This is a genomic window from Ruegeria hyattellae (genome assembly GCF_041537925.1).
GTDB lineage: Bacteria > Pseudomonadota > Alphaproteobacteria > Rhodobacterales > Rhodobacteraceae > Ruegeria_C.
The window spans coordinates 431085-449115 of sequence record NZ_JBGOSH010000002.1 but is presented as its reverse complement, the minus strand read 5'-3'; the positions used below and the strand labels follow the sequence as shown (position 1 = coordinate 449115).

Sequence of the window (18031 nt, the reverse complement as noted above, 5' to 3'; positions counted from 1 at the left end):
ACGGGAGGACCCAATAATGAAACGCATTAAGCCGCTCCTTGGATTTGTTCTGCTGATGTTGTTCGCGGTGCCGGCAACAGCGCAATCCGCTTTGAATGATATCCTGAGTACTGGGGTCTTGAAGGTCGGCACAACGGGTGACTGGAACCCGATGACAATGAAAGATCCGGCGACCAACAGCTACACCGGCTATGATATCGACGTGATGACAGCGCTTGCCGCCGATCTGGGGGTTGAGGTGGAGTTCGTTCCGACCGATTGGAAAACGCTGGTCAACGGCGTCAGCTCGGGTAAATACCACATTACGGGCTCTGCGTCGGTTTCGGCGGCACGGGCCAAGGCGGCAGGGTATTCCGACAGCTATTTCTCGCTCGCCACGGTTCCGTTGATCCTGTCCAAGAACGCCGATCGCTTCGCGGGTTGGGCCGATTTGAACACGCCGGAAACAACTGTGGCCGCCACACTTGGCACCACTCAGGAAAAGCAGGTCAAACAGTATTTCCCAGATGCCAAGCACCAGATCGTGGAGGCACCAGCACGAGATTTCCAGGAAGTGCTTTCTGGCCGCGCTGACGCCCATATCACCTCCAATGTCGAGGCCATCAAGCTGGTCGAAAAATACCCGCAGATGATGATCGTGCCTGTATCGGAGCCGCGCTCGCCAACGCCAATTGCCATGTTGTTGCCGCAGTCGGACCAGGTGTGGATCAACTATGTGAACACTTGGATCGCGCTGAAATCAGAGCAAGATTTATTTGAAGATCTTGCCCTGAAATGGAAACTTACCCAGTAGGATATGGTTCACGATTTGAGATCTGACTGCCAGTCAAGACGGGTGTTCAGACGGTTTGACGGTTGGATGAATGCTGACGATCTACGCGATTCCTCACAGTCTGTACTGCGCAAAGCTGCGCATAGCCCTGCGGCACAAGCAGCTGGATTGGAAAGAGGAGCCGCCACCGAGCGGTGTCGGTTCTGACAAATACAGGTCAATCATCCCTTCCGGCAACCTGCCGACACTGAAAGACGGCGAGTTTGTCCTGGGAGATTCCGAGGCGATCATCGAATATCTGGAAGAGGCTTATCCAGACAATCCGCTGATGCCGGAAAACCCGCGACAACGGGCCAGGTATCGTGAGATGAGCAGGTTTCACGATACCCGCCTGGAGCCCGCGCTCAGGCAGTTCTTTCCCTTGGTCGATCCGGCCACAAGAGATCATGACATTATTGGCGCCGCGATCATTGCTATGAATGCCAGACTCGAACAACTCGGAACGATGCTCTCGGGGTTTGACAATGGGCAATTGCGGCTGTTCGACTGCGGCTACCCGATTACCTTTATTTGGCTGCGTGTCATCACGGACCGGCTTGGAACGGCAGTTCAATGGCCCGAGAACGTTGTTGCCTATGACAACTGGCTCAGCAGCACCCCCTCTGTTGCAGAAGAAATCGCGCATTACATGCCACATGTCGAAGCTTGGTTGGCGACCAAGCTCGGGACGACGCAATAGAACTGTCTGTGCTGCAATATAGACAGAAACACCGCGTGCTGTTTTTGGACTGCGCTCTAGCGCCCTCTCCGGGGTGCCTTCACCCTTTGGACGCGCATGGCCTCACTGGCAGGTATCGCCAACGAGGTTCCGGATAGACACAGTATCCACAGCGCGATCATCAAGGGAATCGCCGCGATGCTTGCGAATGAGGCCTGGTAGGACATCGTGCTGACCAGCGCACCGGCCACGATCGGGCCGGCGATCTTGCCCGCGTTCCGGATGGCGCCGATGCTGCCAAAGGCAAGGCCGAGATGCTGCACCGGTGTCGCGCCCGCGACAAGCGACAATGTTGCCGGGCCGAACGCGCCCTGTCCCCCCCCGATGAGCAGCGCTGCCGTCAGCATTGCGAACCGAGTTGGACCCATAGCCGACAGCACCAGCAGCCCTGCGGCAAGGGCTCCAAGACCAAGCAGAAGCGGCACAACGGGGCGGGTTCGATCGGCGAGCCGCCCCATGGGCGGGCGCAACACGGCATTTGCAGCCTCCTGGATCGCAAGGAATGTGCCAATCTCGAGAGGCTGGTGACCGGCAACAAGGGCCATGACAGGCATGAAGGCCTTGACCGCGTAGATCGCCACGTAGGTCGTACCCTCGATCACGGCCAGAACGATGAGTGGGCGGCTGGACGAGATTGACCGTACAGCGCCAGTCACCGACCACGTTTGCGGGATCGCGATGTGATCCGCGTTTCTTAGGTACAATGTCGGAATGAATGCAAGCGCGGAAAGGAAACAGGTCGCAGCATAGATCGTTTCAGGCGCAGCGAACGTCAAGGCGACACCACCGACAAGCGGGCCAAGGATGTAGGACGCGGTGCGCGCCAGCCCGAACCAGCCAAAGGCTTCGGCCGCTTTTTCGCTGCGCCAGGCGGCGATATAGGCCATGGTCACCGGACCATAGATTGCCGTCGAAAGCCCGTGCACCAACCGCAACATGAACAGGTCCGAGGGTCGTTCGACAAACAGGTAAAGGCATGGGATGACAGTAAACAGAGTGGTTCCTGTCAGCAGCCAGATCCACCGACCGCGATAATCCGAAAGCAGCCCGAAAAGGGGTTTGAGAAATAGCCCGGTTGCGGTCGATACCGATATGATGGCGCCGAGCAGCAACGGCGAGGCACCAAGACCGTGCGCAAGGACCGGCAGCACTGGCGCCTTGCCGATCTGATAGCTTGTCCGCACGATAAGGTCGGCGAGAAACAGCGCGACAAGCGCTGCCCCTCCGGCCGGGACGTTCTCACGGGGCAGCAAACTTAACCTCTGCCCGTGTCATGAGGCGCCCGCCGCCGGGTCGGACCGCGACGGCGAACAAGCAAATGCCTGCCAAATCCGAAGGCAAACATACCCAGAACCAACACTATGATTGCCAGGATAAACACACTCATGATCAACATGGCGGCCACCGCCCCGGCCAGAAAGGCCGAGAGGAGCACCGCGAGCCCGGGTGACAGTGCAAGCAGCTTTTTTCCAGCGAAACGCTGCCGCACCACCGGCAAGTCGCCTTTGTAACGGATGATCGGGCGGCGATAGGTCAACAGGATTTTCCCGCCTTGATCATGTCGCTCAGCTCTTGCCCGGCCCAACACTTCAGGGCCGAATGCAACGTGCGTTTCAGATGACCTGTCACGAAGATCGACACCTTCTTATTGTTCGGATCGTCGGTCTTGACCACGAGCTTGCAACAAGCAGAGTTGTTGCAGGTCGGCGTGTATTTCACGATCAGGTCAAGGCAGGAGCCAGGCTTGACCGTCGCCGGGAACGGGTTGCTGACGATCTTGAAGTTCAGACATTTCTGATCGCAATGCCGCCTTTTTCCCTTGTGTTTGCCATAGCCGTCGTCCTGGCATCCGCAATTGCAGTCGCATCCGCAATCACAATCGCATCCACAGCTGTCGCAGTGAGAGAGCTCTTCGCAGCGGCTGGGTGGCTTGAAGCCGACCTTGGTCACATGAAGATCGCAATCGCCGGTATTGCAGATGGCAAAGGTGGTCAGAGCGTGGGTCCCAAGTTCGACCCCGCCGAAGCACCCCGTGCCGGTGATCGACAGTTTGCCACTTGGGGCAAATCCGGTGAGATCGATGGTTGCCGGGCTTGCCGGGTCATCGCTGACCACCGTGATGGTGCCTGCTTTCGGGCCGAAGGATATCGGCTGGAACCGAATAGTCACCGGCACCGCAGCGCCCGGGGCGATCACGATCGGGAAGGTCAGGACCTGTGGCACGATGAACTCCGCCGAATTCGACGAGATTGCCATGATCGTCAGCGGGCATTTGCCACTGTTGGACAGCACCAACGGCTTGTCGCTGAAATGATCGACACAGACGTTTCCGAAATCGCCGTCATCGGCGAATGACAGCACCAACCGCGGAGGCGGCGCGGTTCCACGCACTTCAAGCTGTGCCGGGCTGTCCGGGTCATTGCTGCTGACGGTGATCACCGACAGGTCACTGCCGAACGCCGTAGGCTGATAGCGCAGCGGCAGGGTCATGCTTGCACCGGGTGCGATCTTCAGCGGGAAGGACACGGTAATGGGCACGAAGAATTCCGGCGCGGAAGACGCTATACCGCTGACCAGCAGCGGGCAGTGGCCGGAATTGTTGATCACAAGCCCCTGATCGCGGAATTTGCCGACACAGACCTCGCCAAAATCGCCACTATCTGCAATCGACAGCTCGGCTGCCGCGGTACCGCCCTCGCCGCTTGCAAGCAGATCGACGGTTGGCGATTCCGGGTCGTTGCTTGCGATCCGGATAGTTGCCAGATCCGCCGCGCCCGGTGCCGAAGGCGTATAGGTCAGCGTGAAATCGACCTCTCCTCCGGGTGCGATCGACAGGGGTGTGGAGGGGAATGCCTCGACGCTGAACGCGGTCGAGCCAAGGATACGCTGCACGCTTTTGATGATCAGGTCATCTGTGCCGACATTGAAAATCTGCAACGTCAGCGACACAGGGCCATCGCAAACTCTGCCGAATTCAAACCTGTCCTCGAGGTTGACGGCGATGACCGGGCCTTCGGGCGCGGCAAATTCGAACACGCCACGCCCGTAGGTCGCAGCCCGCAGAACGTTCGATCCGCGCCCGACAACGATATCGGTCACTGGCGCGTTGGGGAAGTGCAGGTCGTCCAGCACATACCATGTATTGCCCCGGTCGACCGAACGCAGCACGCCCAGGTCGCAGCCTGCATATATGGTCGAAGGCGTCTCGTCCCCGTCCAGTGCAATGGCGCCAAACGGCACGTTCACGTTGGGCGATATGTCGGCCCACTGGGTGCCGCCAATCGTCGTGCGAAAAACGTGCCCCGGCGCGCCAGCCGTGGCGAAACCGCCAAGCACGCTGAAGATCGCCGTTTCATCGTTGGGATCGAAGGCCGACCGGGTGACATTTCGGCCCGGCAGGTTCCGTGTGATATTGGCGAAAGTGACGCCATTCGGAAGCCCGACCGTCGCTGCCATCGCGTTTGTCGACACAAAAACCTGCCCACCGGCTGAAACGACTACGTTGTTGCCGTTGGTCGGCGATACCGCGATCCTCGGGGTGATAAAGCCCGACCCGATGGGAAAGATCGTGCGCCAGGTGACGCCGCCATCGAGGCTCTGCCAAATATTCGCGTTGCTCGCGACGTAGAATATCCCGTCATTGCCGGGATCAGCGGCAAGGCTCGCCAGATAGAAGGCATCTTCGGCGCTGCCTCCAGCCCACGGCGTCACGTCGTTGTTGCTGCCGCCATCATCGGTTGAACGCCGCACCCGGGTTGCCGGGTTGCCACCGTTCCGCGTGAACAGCATGCGGTCCGCGGTCACACCGTCATAGACGATGTCCCAGCCATCCGCGCCGCCGATCGACGTCCATCCCAGCGCGCCGTTGGTGCGCTTGTGCCCGTTATCCTGAAAGCCCGCGACGGTCACGTCGCCGGTGGCGCCGGGTTTGATGTCCATGTTGTAGATGAGCGTGGTCTGGAAGCCGCCGGAATTAAGCGCCGTCCAGTTCGCGCCGTCATCCGTCGACCGAAAAATACCGCCGTCATTGCCACAATAGATCGTGGTCGTCGCCGGTGCTGGTGGCTGGAAAAAGCCCCAGGCATGGGTATCGGCATGCAGACCGTTCGAGACATTGGAGAAATTTGAGCCTGAATCGGACGACCGCACCTGGTTCTGAGTGCCCCAATACAAGATATCGTTGGCACCATCCCCCGGCGAGGCCGGATCAACCGCCAGCGTCATGCAATAGCCCGCAAAGGTCGTCGCGGCGGCTGCGCCTGCTGCGGCCTGCTGGGTCCATGTCGCACCCTGATCCGTGCTCATGAACAGACCGATTGGATCGGGGTTGGAGCCCCGAACGTTATGGGCGATGACCGCATAGATAACCTGGATTCCACCCGCCACAGGAGGCGAGGTCGGTGGCGCAAGCCGCGCAAGGACCTGGCCCATCACAACGCCGCCGCCTAGAACAGCCGCGACCGCCGGGGTGGCCGCAGTCATGATCGGCGCCCAGTTGGCACCGCCATCGGTCGACTGGAACACGCCTTGACGGCTCATACCCGTATAAAGGATGCGCGCACCTGCCGGTGAGGTGGTGTCAAGCTCCAGCGAGCGGGCGTCGAAATTGGCCGTACCAATACCCTGAACCCAGTTCTGGCCACCATCGTTCGAGACCCAGACACCACGGTTCGTCGCGGCATAGACGATCTGCGAGTTTGCCGGATCCACAATGATCGAATTGACATTGCGGTTCGCGAAATCATCCGCATTTCCATCATTGCCCTCGGGATAGCCCGAACCGAGCAGAATCCAGCTCGAACCACCGTCACGAGATTTGAATATGCCGACCCTCTGCTGCACCGAGACTGCGCCTCGCGTGCTCGTGCCGACATAGATCACATCGGTGTCGCCGGGGTCGATGGCCACGCAATTGGGCTCTCCGATCGCCAGACACAGTTCTTCGTCAAAAAGGGCCAACCAATTGTCGCCCCCGTCCCCTGTTTTCCAGATACCGCCATCGGCAGTGCCGACATAAACAATGTCCGGATCGCTGGGATGCGTCGCGATGGATGTGATCAGACCATTATCTTCGCGCCCCCCCGTGATCGGGCTGGGGCCGATGGGTTTCCAAACTGTTCCTGGTATCATTTCTTGCCCTCCGCTCCGCCACTGCTATCGCCGTCGTCTCCGTCATCGTCGTCCGGAGGGGTGGGTGGGATGAAGGCAGGCTTGCCACGGATGGCGCCGGGAAGTTTCTTGAATTGTTCGACGGCGCGGGCATAGGCTTGCGAAGAGGGTTCTTCACCCCCTTCGAGCCGGTGTTTCAGAAAGGCCTCGTGAACATCGAGGTTTTCGGGCACTTCGCCGGTAGGCTCGTCATCACCTCCGCCGTCGCCGTATCCCCGGCCGTTACCACCGCCGGAGCCGTCCGAGCCCTTTTTCCTTGGTTTTCGTGTCTTTGGTTTCGTCGATTTAGAATTCGCCATGATCAGACGCTCCCCTGAAATTGAGGTTCTGAATAATGAGCGACACTGTCCGGCTTCCGTACGACCGACACTAAAGTATTGAGATCACGAGACCTGTTAAACGTTTGATGTCACGTCGATTTGTTGGGGCCAGCCTTCGAAAGTTGCTGTCACTCATTAACTTGAAATTGCGCAGTAAAAATTGCGCAGTAAAAATTGCAGTAACTTAGAAATATATGGCGAAATGGTACCATCCGGCCCCGATTCCGTCAAACGCCTCAATATGAACTGCGCGAGGTATCGCCCATCTGAGCCTTATGGTCTGGCTTCAAGCGCATTAAGCACGTTAGTTATTGGGGCAATGATCCAGCCTTCGCTGAAGGCTCTGCACTGGCCATCCAGATGACTGCGTATCGACGGTAAATTCTTGGTGCTGCGGCGGATTGGTGGCAAGATCAATCGCGCGGCTACTGAAACATTCCTGACGCATTTCGACGTACCTGACTCAGCTGGCACTAATACGGTGAAACTTTCGTTTCTTTGGTTTTTCTATAGGAATTTGTGCTTCTTCGCGTGGGGCAACAGAGCCGTCCAACTCTTTGGATGCGTAGGACAGAACCCTATTCCTGAAGGGTGCGCATCGATCCAGAGTTTGCGAAACAACTTAGCCTGCGGGGCCTGCGTAACCTGTCGTGACAGTCACGTCGGCAGCCAACATGGCCCCTGCGATGCTGCGGGCGTTTGCAATGTCGTTTCGGGTTGCGCGAGTTGTGGCATCCTCTTCGGACAACCCGTGATCTAGCCACCTGTCGATCAACCGCTTTTCGAGAGTCTCCAACGGGACATCCAGGCGAACCGAGAGGTCCCAATGCTTGCTCAGGTCGCGCCATTGGGGGGCGTCGAACAGCAAGTAGTTGCCCTCGACAATGATCGTGTCGCATAGCGGGCCTATCAGCCCGCCACCAGCAATGGCGATGTCCCGAGTACGGTCGAATGTCGGGTAAAAGACTTCATCTTCATCCTGCAGCCGGGCTACCAGATGGGCAAATCCCATGACATCGAAGGTCGCGGGCGCGCCTTTGCGGTCGAGCAAGCCGCGCTCGATCAGGGTTGGGTTGTGGAGGTGAAACCCGTCCATGGGCACCACTTTTGTGTTACACCCGCGGGCGTTGAGCCCCTCTGCAAGCGCTTCGGCCAACGTTGATTTGCCACTGGCAGGCGCCCCGGCCAGTGCCACAAGGCGCCGCCGGCCCGCACGGGATGCGGCGAGGATGGTATCGATCAGAGTAGTGATCGGTGGATCCAGTGCCATCATGCGGCAACGGGCGCCTCTTTTGCGCCGGTCATGAAGGCCACGGCGTCGGACATGGTGTAATCTTTTGGATCGATCACGCAGAGGCGCTTGCCCAGCCGATGCACATGGATACGGTCGGCGACCTCGAAGACATGAGGCATGTTATGGCTGATCAGAATGATCGGGATGCCGCGCGATTTCACATCCTGGATCAACTCCAGCACCTTGCGGCTTTCCTTTACCCCCAGCGCGGCGGTGGGCTCGTCAAGAATGATGACCTTCGACCCGAATGCAGCGGCGCGGGCCACCGCGACGCCCTGTCGTTGCCCGCCCGACAGCGTTTCCACCGCCTGGTTGATGTTCTGGATCGTCATTAGCCCAAGTTCGGTCAGCTTGTCGCGGGCGAACTTTTCCATCGCCCTGCGATCCAGTTGCCGCAGGTACTTGCCACGCCAGCCGGGTTTGCGGATTTCGCGGCCCATGAACATGTTGTCGGCTATCGACAGGGCGGGGGACATGGCGAGGGTCTGGTACACGGTCTCGATCCCCGCCTCGCGCGCTTCGATCGGAGACGTAAACTGCACGTCCTGACCTTCAAGCGTCACGGTGCCTTCATCCGGGATAACAGCGCCCGACACCGCCTTGATCAAAGAACTTTTGCCCGCACCGTTGTCGCCAATCACGGCCAAAATCTCTCCGGGCATCAGGTCGAAATCGCATTTGTCGAGCGCAGTTACCTTGCCATAACGCTTCACCAGGCCACGGCCTTTCAGGATCGGTTCCATTACGCTGCCACCTTTCTGATCCACTGGTCCACGGCGACAGCCGCGATGATGAGCGCGCCGATCAGCAGGAAGGTCCATTGCGCATCCGCGCCCAGCAGGCGCAGGCCCAGCGTGAAGACCCCGACGATCAGCGCCCCGAAAAACGTGCCCAGGATCGAACCGCGCCCGCCGAAAAGCGAGATGCCCCCGATCACCACGGCGGTGATGCTTTCGATATTCAAAAGCTGGCCCGAGGTAGGCGACACCGATCCAATGCGGCCGATCAGGGCCCAGCCCGCGAAGGCACAGATCAAACCGGCCAATGCGTAGACCGAGATCAGCGTCCGGCGGACGTCAACCCCCGACAGCTCGGCCGCTTCGGGGTCGTCGCCCACCGCATAGACATGCCGCCCCCAGGCGGTGTGGCGCAGCACATAGGCCAGCACCAGAACAAGACAGATCAGGAAGATCACACCCACCGTAAACACCGCTCCGCCGATATTCACCTTGGCGCCGAGCACCTGCAGCAGGGGCGCGTTGTCTTCGATATCCTGGCTGCGGATAGTTTCGTTGGCGGAATAGAGGAAGTTTGCCGCAAGCACGATCTGCCACATGCCAAGTGTCACGATGAAGGGTGGCAATTTCATCACCGCGATCAGCCAGCCATTGGCGTACCCGATCGCAGTGCCGCAGAGCAGGCCGCAGATCACTGAAATCTCGACCGGCAAACCGTAGCGGAAGGTGAACTGCCCCATCACCACCGAAGAAATCACGGCAATGGCTCCGACGCTCAGGTCAATGCCCGCAGTCAGGATCACCAGACTTTGGGCCGCAGCCACGATGCCCACGATCTGCACCTGCTGCAGGATCAGGGTCAGCGCGAAAGGCGAGAAGAACTTGCTGCCCAGCAGCAGTCCAAAGATCACGATCGCTGCAAGCAGCACGATCAGCGGAACAAGCGCCGGTGTAGTATGAAGCGCATGGTGAAACCGTCCAACCAGCCCTTTCTCTGTATCGTCAAAAGAGGCGATCTCGGGTTCTGCGCTTGTGGCGACAGACTCGTAATTGTCTGATGAGGGCATTGGTTTACTTTCGGCAGAAGCGTAGAAAAGGATGGCTGGAAAGAGCGGGGCGGGTCCCGCTCTTTCCTTGTGTGTTTAGGTGGCGCGAGGGCGGGTCAGCCCCAGCACAGCTCGGTTCCCTTGGCAGTGTCAATACTGTCCACACCATCGACAGGTTTGTCGGTGACCAGCGACACGCCGGTATCAAAGAAATCCTTGCCATCGGTGGCTTGCGGCTTGGTGCCATCGTTGGCCCAGGCGGCAATTGCCTCGATCCCCTTGGAAGCCATCAGCAGCGGGTATTGCTGAGATGTGGCTCCGATCACTCCATCCTTTACGTTGTCCACTCCGGGGCAACCGCCATCGACCGATACGATCAGAACGTCGTTCTCGCGCCCGATATCCTTGAGCGCCTCATAGGCGCCGGCGGCAGCGGGTTCGTTGATGGTGTATACCACATTTATTTCCGGATCTTTGGCCAAAAGGTTCTCCATCGCCTTGCGGCCACCTTCTTCGTTACCTGCCGTGATGTCATTTCCGACAATGCGCGGATCAGTCTCATCGCCCCATTTGTTGGGATCGCCCAGATCAATGCCGAACCCTTGCAGGAAACCCTGATCGCGCAGCACGCCCACTGTCGGTTGGCTGACGGCCAGATCAAGCATCGCAATTTTGGCGTTGGCCGCTTCATCTCCTAGAGCTGCGGCAGCCCATTGACCGATCAGTTCACCTGCCAGAAAATTATCAGTAGCAAATGTCATGTCTGCGGCGTCAATCGGTTCAAGCGGGGTGTCCAGCGCGATGACCAGCAACCCGGCCTCGCGGGCCTGTTCGACAGCAGGAACGATCGAACTGGTGTCCGACGCCGTCAGCAGGATGCCCTTGGCACCGCTTGCAATGCAGGTTTCGATGGCGGCGACCTGAGTTTCGTGGTCCCCGTCGACCTTGCCGGCATAGCTGTTCAGGCTCACGCCCAGCTCGGCAGCCTTTGCTTCGGCGCCTTCGCGCATCTTGACGAAGAAGGGGTTGGTGTCCGTCTTGGTGATGAGGCAGGCGGCAACCTCATCCGCCGAGGCGGTTCCGGCCAGCGCGGTCAAAGCCAATGCCGACGAAGTCAAAAGTCTTTTCATGATGTCCTCCCAAGGAATTTTCCTGACACCGGGACAAACTCGCCCGGCCTGCACCTGAGCGCTCTCCCGGCTTCAGGTTGCCTTCTAGCAAGCCTGATTCCCTGCGACCTGTCAATAAATAAATAAACTTGATTTATTAAACGCTGATTGGCATCTTTTCTGTGAACAGGAGATGAGTATGGTCGGCGTTATGGATGGCCAGGATGTCAGAGGGCGTGTCGGAGGCGTGAACCAGAGCGGGGTTCGCGACTACAACGAACGTCTGCTTCTATCCATGTTGCAGCGTAACGGTGCGTTGCCGGGTATCGACATGGCGCGCCGCGCCGGGCTGTCACCGCAGACGGTCTCGGTGATCCTGCGCAAGCTTGAGAAAGACGGGTTCGTCACGCGCGGCCAGCCGATCCGGGGCAAGGTCGGAAAACCGTCGATTCCGATGAAGTTGAACCCAGATGGCGTATTGTCTTTGGGGTTGAAGATCGGGCGCCGCAGCGCGGATCTGTTGTTGCTCGATTTCGCGGGCAGGGTACGCAACCAACTGCATACGTCATTTCCCTATCCTCTGCCCGATATGCTGTTGGGTTTTCTTGAACAGGGCATCGAAACCCTGTGCCGGGGCATGGACGAGGCCACGCGCGCCCGTCTTTGCGGCATTGGGATAGCAGTGCCGTTCCAGCTGTGGAAATGGCACGATCTGGTGGGCGCTCCTACCGGAAGGCTCGAAGTTTGGAAAGATCTGAGCTTTGCGACGCGGGTGGCGGACTTCAGCGACTTGCCGGTTTTTGTGATCAATGACGCGACCGCGGCCTGCCGCGCCGAGCATCTCTATGGCAGCGCCAAGAAATACCGCGACTACGCCTATTTCTTCATTGGATCGTTTATTGGCGGTGGCGTTGTGCTGAATGACACTGTATTCGAGGGTAACCAGGGTAATGCCGGAGCACTTGGATCAATGCGCAGCACCGGTCCCATGGGGGAAAGTCGGCAACTGATCGACGTTGCCTCGATCCACCTGCTCGAAGCCCGCCTGCTCGAGGCCGGGTTGGACCCGCAGTTGCTATGGCAGCAACCACAAGACTGGAGCGCCCTGTCACGCTATGTCGACCCGTGGATCGGCGAGACGGCGCAAGAACTTGCCAAGGCGTCCTTGTCGATCTGCTCGGTGATCGATTTCGAGGCCATCCTGATCGACGGCGCCTTTCCCGAACCCGTTCGCAACGAACTGGTAGAGCGGGTGCGGCGCTACCTGGTCAACCAGGACACGCGTGGATTGGTGGTCCCCGGGATCGAACCGGGCAACATCGGTGGTAACGCCCGTGGGATCGGCGCGGCAAGCACTCCGTTCTTCTCGCAATATCTGCTGAACACAAATGCCGGGCTTTCCGCGATCTAGCCGTTCGCGCTGGCAGCGCAGATTTGTTTCAGCGACGTCTTCCTGCGGTCAACGTCTTGGGTACTGGCCCCGTCGCCGCGTCCTTTGTCGCCTTAGCCGCATTCCATGACACTCGCGTGATAAGGCCGCTCTTGTCTGGAAATCTCAAAAAGTGCTGTTGGGCCAGTCGATACTGATCGCGACGGAATGTCAATTCTTCTGCATTGCAGACAATATGAGATATTATCACAGGTCCTTCGCTAGAAAAGCACCCAGATTATGAACCTGTCTCAATCCCGCGATGCAATGGCGACACGCCTGTTGCATCGCTATGTCCGGCCACGAACTGTGCCCTGAAGGGGGTACCGGTGTTGTCGGTGCACTCTAGGTCTCAGTGCCGGGAGGCGCTGACAGTGGCACTGTGCGGTCACGCCGCGATTGCACAAACCGCAAAATTATGACGGCGACACAGAAAATCTCGGCGCATTGGCACTGCAAGCTGGCCCGCCCGACATTGCAGAACGCCTGGCGGACCGGCCTGCATTGCTTTCGCGTGGCGGGTTTGCCGGGTTTGGTGATGAACCTGCGCGGGCCAAACCCGATGCCCTGACCTCCGGTTCAATTCTGAACACGTGGCGTCAACGCCCCAGGTGATGCACCTTCTGACGGCCATAGACCGGGGTGTCGATCCCCTCCATGCGCGCCTTCAATTGTAGCGACAAGAATTGCGAGTAGTGGCGGGACTGGTGCAGGTTGCCGCCATGGAACCACAGTGCCTCTTGCTGGGTAGGTTTCCACATGTTGCGCTGTTCACCTTCCCAAGGACCCGGGTCTTTGGTGGTGTCCGAGCCAAGGCCCCAGACCTTACCGACTTTGTCGGCCATGTCCTGCCCCATCAGATCCGCGACCCAGCCATTCATCGAGCCATAGCCCGTGGCATAAACGATCAGGTCGGCGTCCAGCTTTTCGCCGGTATCCAGAAGCACCCCGTCTTCGACCACCTCGATGACCTGACCGCGCTTGAGCTTGATTTCACCGTCGATGATCAACTGGCTTGCACCGATATCGATGTAATAGCCTGACCCGCGGCGCAGGTACTTCATGAACAGCCCAGACTCGTCATCACCCCAGTCCAGCCAGAACCCGGCCTTTTCCAGGCCGTCATAGAAGTCCGCGTCTCGCTTTTTCATCTCTGCATAAGCTGGAATTTGGAATTGGTGCAGAATCCGGTAGGGCAAGGAGGCAAAGATCAGATCGGCTTTTTCGGTGGTCACACCCGCCGCGACAGCCTCTTCCGAATAGAGCGCGCCAAGGCCCAGATCCATCAACGTGTCAGAGCGCACAATATGGGTCGATGAGCGCTGCACCATGGTCACATCGACATCATTTTCCCAAAGCGCCGCGCAGATGTCATGGGCCGAGTTGTTGGACCCAACTACCACGGCCTTTTTGCCTTTGTAAGCGTCCGGTCCGGGATGCTTCGAGGAATGATGCTGATCGCCCTTGAACCTGTCCATGCCAGGAAAATCGGGCACATTGGCCTTGCCCGACATGCCGGTGGCCATAACAAGCTGCTTGGGTTTCAGCACCACCTCTTCACCATCACGGTCCACGACCACTGTCCACTCTCCGGCAGCGGCATCATAGCTTGCGGATTTCGCGGTGGTTCGGGTCCAGTAGTTCAGTTCCATCACCTTGGTGTACATTTCCAGCCAGTCGCCGATCTTGTCCTTGGGCGAAAATATGGGCCAGTTCTCGGGGAACTTGATGTAGGGCAGGTGGTCGTACCAGACCGGGTCATGCAGGCAGAGTGATTTGTAGCGTTTGCGCCAGCTGTCACCGGGCCGCTCATTGCGCTCGACAATGACAGTGGGGACACCAAGCTGCTGCAGCCGCGCGCCGAGCGCAATGGCACCCTGACCGCCGCCGATGATCAGGCAATAGGGCTGGGTATGATAACCAATTTCTGCCTCTTCCTTTTCGCGCTCTTCTTTCCAGGTGGTGCGGTGTTTGCCTGCTCCATGTTTGGCGCCAAGCGGTCTAGCAAATCCTTTGGGTTCCTCATGGCCTTTCAATTCAACCATCGTGGTCAGCAAGGTCCAGATTTTGCCACCCACCAACCGGATCAGACCGTATCCGCGTGCGAGTTCAGTCTCGAAACTGATCCAGGCGGTAACGACGCCGTCTTCTTCGGTCGGGACCTCGCCTTCGGCGATGGACCAACCCGAGGGCTTCGTCGTGGCCAACTGGTGCGAAAGCATGTCGGCAACCTCGTCCTTGCCCTCCACCGTTTTGAAGTTCCATGTAAACGTCACAAGATCGCGCCAGTAGCATTCCTCCGCAAACATGTCGGTTGCCTTGGCGATGTCACCCTCCGCAAGCACCAGTCCGAAGTCGTCCAAAAATGCCTGGGTCTGGTCGGCAAGTGTTGTATCGAGCATTCTGTCCTCCCTAATTGTTTTTCTATCAGTTACCGGCTGGTTCGGAACGCTAGAATTTATTGGCCAAAGAGCCGGTATGATGCAGCGGTTCCGCACAAGCCGCTTTTCCCTATCGGTTTGGATTTCTTCTTGAAGTTCACCGGGACCCTAACATCAAAACCGGTTCAAAGTGGATTGCCACTTTGGTAGCCAACTTGCCCGGATCCAATTCCCAGCACACCGTTCAAGTAGCTTAATCCCGCAGGCTTGACTTTCGTTAAGGTCCCGGTCGCACGCAATCGACATGTTCGTTCTCATCACCAACGCGGCGCAAAGGAGAGCGCAATGCGCGAAGTCATGACCAAAAGCATGGCCCGCAATATTTTCTATGGCGGGTCACTGTTCTTCATCCTCATCTTTGTGGGGCTGACATTTCACTCACACCGTTACATCGTAAACACCTCGACCGCGTCCCAGCCGCTGACCGAAAGCGTCGCAGCCGGCAAACGCGTATGGGAGGACAACGCCTGCATCAACTGCCACACCTTGTTGGGCGAGGGCGCCTATTTCGCCCCCGAATTGGCTAATGTGATGACTCGCTGGGGCGTATTGGACGACCCGGAATCAGCCTTCGATTCGCTCAAGGGCTGGATGGAAAGCCAGCCGACCGGGATCGAAGGGCGGCGGCAAATGCCGAATTTCGACCTGAGCGATGAAGAGATGCAGAACCTCACCGATTTCCTCATCTGGACAGACCATATCGACGCCCAGCAATGGCCGCCGAATGACGCAGGTTAAGGAGGGCTTAACCCAATGAAATATCAATCCCAGAAAATTGCGCTGGCCTATTTCGCCGTGGCCATGGCGCTGTTTGCGATCCAGGTGCTTGGCGGGTTGCTGGCCGGCTGGATCTATGTCTCTCCGAATACGCTGTCGGAGTCGCTGCCGTTCAACATCGTGCGGATGCTGCACACCAACTCGCTGATCGTCTGGCTGATCACCGGCTTCTTTGGTGCAGCCTATTTCCTGATCCCGGAAGAGACAGAGCGCGAGATCCATTCGACCAAGCTGGCCTACATCCAGTTGGCCATTCTGGTGATCGGCACACTCGGCGTCGTGGTCACTTATGTCTTCAACTTGTTCGAGGGGAACTTCTTTCTCGGCAAGGAAGGCCGCGAATTCCTTGAGCAACCCAAGTGGGTCAAGGCCGGGATTGTCGTTGCGGCGCTGATCTTCCTCTACAACGTCACCATGACGGTGCTGAAGGGTCGCAAGACCGCGATCAGCAACATTCTGATCCTGGGCCTCTGGGGTCTGGCATTGCTGTTCCTATTTGCCTTCTACAACCCCGAAAACCTCGGGCTGGACAAGCTTTACTGGTGGTATGTTGTCCACCTGTGGGTTGAAGGCGTGTGGGAGCTGATCATGGCCTCGATTCTCGCCTATCTGATGCTGAAACTGACTGGCGTGGACCGCGAGATCGTCGAGAAATGGCTCTATGTAATCGTAGCTGCCGCGCTGTTCTCGGGCATCCTGGGCACTGGGCACCACTATTACTGGATTGGTACGCCGGGCTATTGGCAGTGGATCGGATCGATCTTCAGCTCGCTTGAGGTGGTCCCGTTTTTTGCGATGATGGCCTTTGCCTTTGTGATGGTCTGGAAGGGTCGTCGCGACCATCCCAACAAAGCCGCGCTGCTGTGGTCGCTGGGCTGTGCAACACTGGCCTTCTTCGGCGCGGGTGTCTGGGGCTTCCTGCATACGTTGCACGGGGTGAACTATTATACACACGGCACGCAGATCACCGCAGCCCATGGCCACCTTGCCTTCTTCGGGGCCTATGTCTCTCTGAACCTTGCGATCTTCACCTATGCGATGCCGATCCTGAAAGGGCGCGATCCCTATAACCAGGTGCTGAATATGGTGTCGTTCTGGCTAATGTCTGGTGGCATGGTCTTCATGACCTTCGTGCTGACCTTCGCGGGAACCATTCAAACCCATATGCAGCGGGTACTGGGCGACTATTACATGGACGTTCAGGATCAGGTCGAAATCTTCTACTGGATGCGCTTTGGCTCGGGTACAGTGGTGGTGATCGGCGCGCTGCTGTTCATCTACGCCATCTGGGTGCCCCGCAAAGAGGTCATTGAACCCGGCGCAGCCGAAACACCTGCGGAGTGATGGTTATGGATGGATCCGTGCACCTCGAGAAGGGGGCGGCAGACGCCCCCTTCTATCTTACCCAAGGCGATGAATGCGATGTTTTCACTGCGGCTTATACCAACAAGTTACCGGTGCTTCTAAAAGGACCGACAGGCTGCGGCAAAACCCGGTTCGTGGCGCATATGGCGGCGCAATTGGGCCGGCCGCTTTACACCGTGGCTTGTCATGACGACCTAGCGGCTGCCGATCTGATCGGGCGCTATCTGCTGAAAGGTGGCGAGACCGTTTGGGTCGACGGCCCGCTGACCCGCGCGGTACGCGAAGGCGCTATCTGTTATCTCGACGAAGTGGTCGAGGCACGCAAGGATGTGACGGTGGTTTTGCACCCGCTGACCGACGACCGCCGCATGCTGCCGATCGACCGCACCGGCGAAGAGCTGGAGGCCGCGCCCGGCTTCATGCTCGTGGCTTCCTACAACCCCGGCTACCAAAACATCCTCAAGACGCTTAAACCGTCGACCCGCCAGCGCTTCATCTCGATGGAGTTCGATTTTCCCGCCGCAGCTGTCGAAGCGCAGATTGTGGCGCAGGAAAGCGGGCTCGATCCGGATCGTTGTGCGGCACTGGTGCGGCTTGCGGGCAAGCTGCGTGGACTCAAAGGCCAGGATCTGGAAGAAGGGGTATCGACCCGGCTCGTGGTCTATGCGGCGACGCTGATCGCGCAAGGCATGTCAACCGACCGCGCCATTCTGGCGGCGATGGTCGAACCTCTGACCGATGATGAGGATATCAAACGCGGCCTCCTCGATCTTGTCACTGCCGTCTTTGGGTGA

General features: G+C 58.5%; 16 protein-coding genes. 7 read left to right on the top strand and 9 right to left on the bottom strand.

The window, feature by feature from the left end:
- Nucleotides 1–16: 16 nt before the first annotated feature.
- The gene (locus AB1E33_RS06070) at nucleotides 17–793 is read left to right on the top strand and encodes a transporter substrate-binding domain-containing protein (RefSeq protein ID WP_372576360.1); all 777 of its coding nucleotides are present in this window, start codon (nucleotides 17–19) and stop codon (nucleotides 791–793) included.
- A 70-nt stretch (nucleotides 794–863) separates the two neighbouring features.
- Nucleotides 864–1511: a glutathione S-transferase family protein gene (locus AB1E33_RS06065; protein WP_372576359.1), complete on the top strand. Its 648-nt coding sequence runs from the start codon at nucleotides 864–866 to the stop codon at nucleotides 1509–1511.
- A gap of 56 nt (nucleotides 1512–1567) precedes the next feature.
- On the opposite strand, the gene AB1E33_RS06060 is transcribed toward AB1E33_RS06065, so the two are convergent.
- The 8 genes from AB1E33_RS06060 to AB1E33_RS06025 all read right to left on the bottom strand — a co-directional run bounded on the left by AB1E33_RS06060 (nucleotide 1568) and on the right by AB1E33_RS06025 (nucleotide 11246).
- Entirely contained in the window at nucleotides 1568–2803 is a 1236-nt protein-coding gene (locus AB1E33_RS06060; RefSeq protein ID WP_372576358.1) for an MFS transporter, read from the bottom strand.
- A 2-nt stretch (nucleotides 2804–2805) separates the two neighbouring features.
- The gene (locus AB1E33_RS06055) at nucleotides 2806–3087 is read right to left on the bottom strand and encodes a hypothetical protein (protein ID WP_372576357.1); all 282 of its coding nucleotides are present in this window, start codon (nucleotides 3085–3087) and stop codon (nucleotides 2806–2808) included.
- Nucleotides 3084–6680 (bottom strand): choice-of-anchor D domain-containing protein, encoded by a 3597-nt coding sequence (locus AB1E33_RS06050; protein WP_372576356.1) that lies wholly within the window; start codon nucleotides 6678–6680, stop codon nucleotides 3084–3086. Before AB1E33_RS06050 ends, AB1E33_RS06055 begins: the two co-directional genes overlap by 4 nt.
- The gene (locus tag AB1E33_RS06045) at nucleotides 6677–7018 is read right to left on the bottom strand and encodes a hypothetical protein (protein ID WP_372576355.1); all 342 of its coding nucleotides are present in this window, start codon (nucleotides 7016–7018) and stop codon (nucleotides 6677–6679) included. Before AB1E33_RS06045 ends, AB1E33_RS06050 begins: the two co-directional genes overlap by 4 nt.
- 643 nt (nucleotides 7019–7661) lie before the next feature.
- A complete protein-coding gene (locus tag AB1E33_RS06040; protein ID WP_372576354.1) occupies nucleotides 7662–8312 on the bottom strand; it encodes a nucleoside/nucleotide kinase family protein in 651 nt (216 codons plus the stop codon).
- A complete protein-coding gene (locus AB1E33_RS06035) occupies nucleotides 8309–9076 on the bottom strand; it encodes an ATP-binding cassette domain-containing protein (protein WP_372576353.1) in 768 nt (255 codons plus the stop codon). The genes AB1E33_RS06040 and AB1E33_RS06035 overlap by 4 nt, the downstream gene beginning before the upstream one ends.
- Nucleotides 9076–10137, bottom strand: coding sequence for an ABC transporter permease (locus AB1E33_RS06030; RefSeq protein WP_372576352.1), 1062 nt, complete (start codon nucleotides 10135–10137; stop codon nucleotides 9076–9078). The genes AB1E33_RS06035 and AB1E33_RS06030 overlap by 1 nt, the downstream gene beginning before the upstream one ends.
- A gap of 95 nt (nucleotides 10138–10232) precedes the next feature.
- Nucleotides 10233–11246, bottom strand: coding sequence for a sugar ABC transporter substrate-binding protein (locus AB1E33_RS06025; protein WP_372576351.1), 1014 nt, complete (start codon nucleotides 11244–11246; stop codon nucleotides 10233–10235).
- A gap of 190 nt (nucleotides 11247–11436) precedes the next feature.
- On the opposite strand from AB1E33_RS06025, the gene AB1E33_RS06020 reads away from it, so the two are divergent.
- A complete protein-coding gene (locus AB1E33_RS06020; RefSeq protein ID WP_372576625.1) occupies nucleotides 11437–12636 on the top strand; it encodes an ROK family transcriptional regulator in 1200 nt (399 codons plus the stop codon).
- Nucleotides 12637–13072: 436 nt separating this feature from the next.
- On the top strand, nucleotides 13073–13225 hold the full coding sequence (locus AB1E33_RS06015; RefSeq protein ID WP_372576350.1) for a hypothetical protein: 153 nt from the start codon (nucleotides 13073–13075) through the stop codon (nucleotides 13223–13225).
- A 28-nt stretch (nucleotides 13226–13253) separates the two neighbouring features.
- Here the strand turns inward: AB1E33_RS06015 and AB1E33_RS06010 are convergent, their stop codons facing one another.
- Nucleotides 13254–15056, bottom strand: coding sequence for an NAD(P)-binding domain-containing protein (locus AB1E33_RS06010; protein ID WP_372576349.1), 1803 nt, complete (start codon nucleotides 15054–15056; stop codon nucleotides 13254–13256).
- 324 nt (nucleotides 15057–15380) lie between these two features.
- Here AB1E33_RS06010 and AB1E33_RS06005 point away from each other — a divergent pair, with 324 nt between their 5' ends.
- From AB1E33_RS06005 to AB1E33_RS05995, 3 genes are read left to right on the top strand one after another with little or no spacing between them, the layout of a single operon-like run.
- Nucleotides 15381–15833: a c-type cytochrome gene (locus tag AB1E33_RS06005; protein WP_372576348.1), complete on the top strand. Its 453-nt coding sequence runs from the start codon at nucleotides 15381–15383 to the stop codon at nucleotides 15831–15833.
- Nucleotides 15834–15848: 15 nt separating this feature from the next.
- Nucleotides 15849–17216, top strand: coding sequence for a cbb3-type cytochrome c oxidase subunit I (locus AB1E33_RS06000; RefSeq protein ID WP_372576347.1), 1368 nt, complete (start codon nucleotides 15849–15851; stop codon nucleotides 17214–17216).
- The gene (locus AB1E33_RS05995) at nucleotides 17216–18031 is read left to right on the top strand and encodes a CbbQ/NirQ/NorQ/GpvN family protein (RefSeq protein WP_372576346.1); all 816 of its coding nucleotides are present in this window, start codon (nucleotides 17216–17218) and stop codon (nucleotides 18029–18031) included. Before AB1E33_RS06000 ends, AB1E33_RS05995 begins: the two co-directional genes overlap by 1 nt.